This is a genomic window from Enterobacter cloacae complex sp. I3, assembly GCF_014896175.1.
Classification (GTDB): domain Bacteria; phylum Pseudomonadota; class Gammaproteobacteria; order Enterobacterales; family Enterobacteriaceae; genus Enterobacter; species Enterobacter bugandensis.
The window spans coordinates 1-1636 of record NZ_JADBQZ010000038.1 but is presented as its reverse complement, the minus strand read 5'-3'; the positions used below and the strand labels follow the sequence as shown (position 1 = coordinate 1636).

Below are 1636 nucleotides of genomic sequence, written 5' to 3'. Positions count from 1 at the left end.
CAAAGGCAGGTTCTTTAAGGTAAGGAGGTGATCCAACCGCAGGTTCCCCTACGGTTACCTTGTTACGACTTCACCCCAGTCATGAATCACAAAGTGGTAAGCGCCCTCCCGAAGGTTAAGCTACCTACTTCTTTTGCAACCCACTCCCATGGTGTGACGGGCGGTGTGTACAAGGCCCGGGAACGTATTCACCGTGGCATTCTGATCCACGATTACTAGCGATTCCGACTTCATGGAGTCGAGTTGCAGACTCCAATCCGGACTACGACGCACTTTATGAGGTCCGCTTGCTCTCGCGAGGTCGCTTCTCTTTGTATGCGCCATTGTAGCACGTGTGTAGCCCTACTCGTAAGGGCCATGATGACTTGACGTCATCCCCACCTTCCTCCAGTTTATCACTGGCAGTCTCCTTTGAGTTCCCGGCCTAACCGCTGGCAACAAAGGATAAGGGTTGCGCTCGTTGCGGGACTTAACCCAACATTTCACAACACGAGCTGACGACAGCCATGCAGCACCTGTCTCAGAGTTCCCGAAGGCACCAAAGCATCTCTGCTAAGTTCTCTGGATGTCAAGAGTAGGTAAGGTTCTTCGCGTTGCATCGAATTAAACCACATGCTCCACCGCTTGTGCGGGCCCCCGTCAATTCATTTGAGTTTTAACCTTGCGGCCGTACTCCCCAGGCGGTCGACTTAACGCGTTAGCTCCGGAAGCCACGCCTCAAGGGCACAACCTCCAAGTCGACATCGTTTACGGCGTGGACTACCAGGGTATCTAATCCTGTTTGCTCCCCACGCTTTCGCACCTGAGCGTCAGTCTTTGTCCAGGGGGCCGCCTTCGCCACCGGTATTCCTCCAGATCTCTACGCATTTCACCGCTACACCTGGAATTCTACCCCCCTCTACAAGACTCTAGCCTGCCAGTTTCGAATGCAGTTCCCAGGTTGAGCCCGGGGATTTCACATCCGACTTGACAGACCGCCTGCGTGCGCTTTACGCCCAGTAATTCCGATTAACGCTTGCACCCTCCGTATTACCGCGGCTGCTGGCACGGAGTTAGCCGGTGCTTCTTCTGCGGGTAACGTCAATCGATGAGGTTATTAACCTCACCGCCTTCCTCCCCGCTGAAAGTACTTTACAACCCGAAGGCCTTCTTCATACACGCGGCATGGCTGCATCAGGCTTGCGCCCATTGTGCAATATTCCCCACTGCTGCCTCCCGTAGGAGTCTGGACCGTGTCTCAGTTCCAGTGTGGCTGGTCATCCTCTCAGACCAGCTAGGGATCGTCGCCTAGGTGAGCCGTTACCCCACCTACTAGCTAATCCCATCTGGGCACATCTGATGGCAAGAGGCCCGAAGGTCCCCCTCTTTGGTCTTGCGACGTTATGCGGTATTAGCTACCGTTTCCAGTAGTTATCCCCCTCCATCAGGCAGTTTCCCAGACATTACTCACCCGTCCGCCACTCGTCACCCGAGAGCAAGCTCTCTGTGCTACCGTTCGACTTGCATGTGTTAGGCCTGCCGCCAGCGTTCAATCTGAGCCATGATCAAACTCTTCAATTTAAGTTTGATGCTCGTGAATTAAACTTCGTAATGAATTACGTATGTTCACTCAGAGACTTGGTATTCATTTTTCGTC

General features: G+C 53.6%; 1 rRNA gene. It reads right to left on the bottom strand.

Going from position 1 to position 1636, the window contains the following annotated elements:
• Positions 1-20 precede the first annotated feature (20 nt).
• A 16S ribosomal RNA gene (locus tag IM271_RS20120) occupies positions 21-1560 on the bottom strand.
• Positions 1561-1636: the final 76 nt, after the last annotated feature.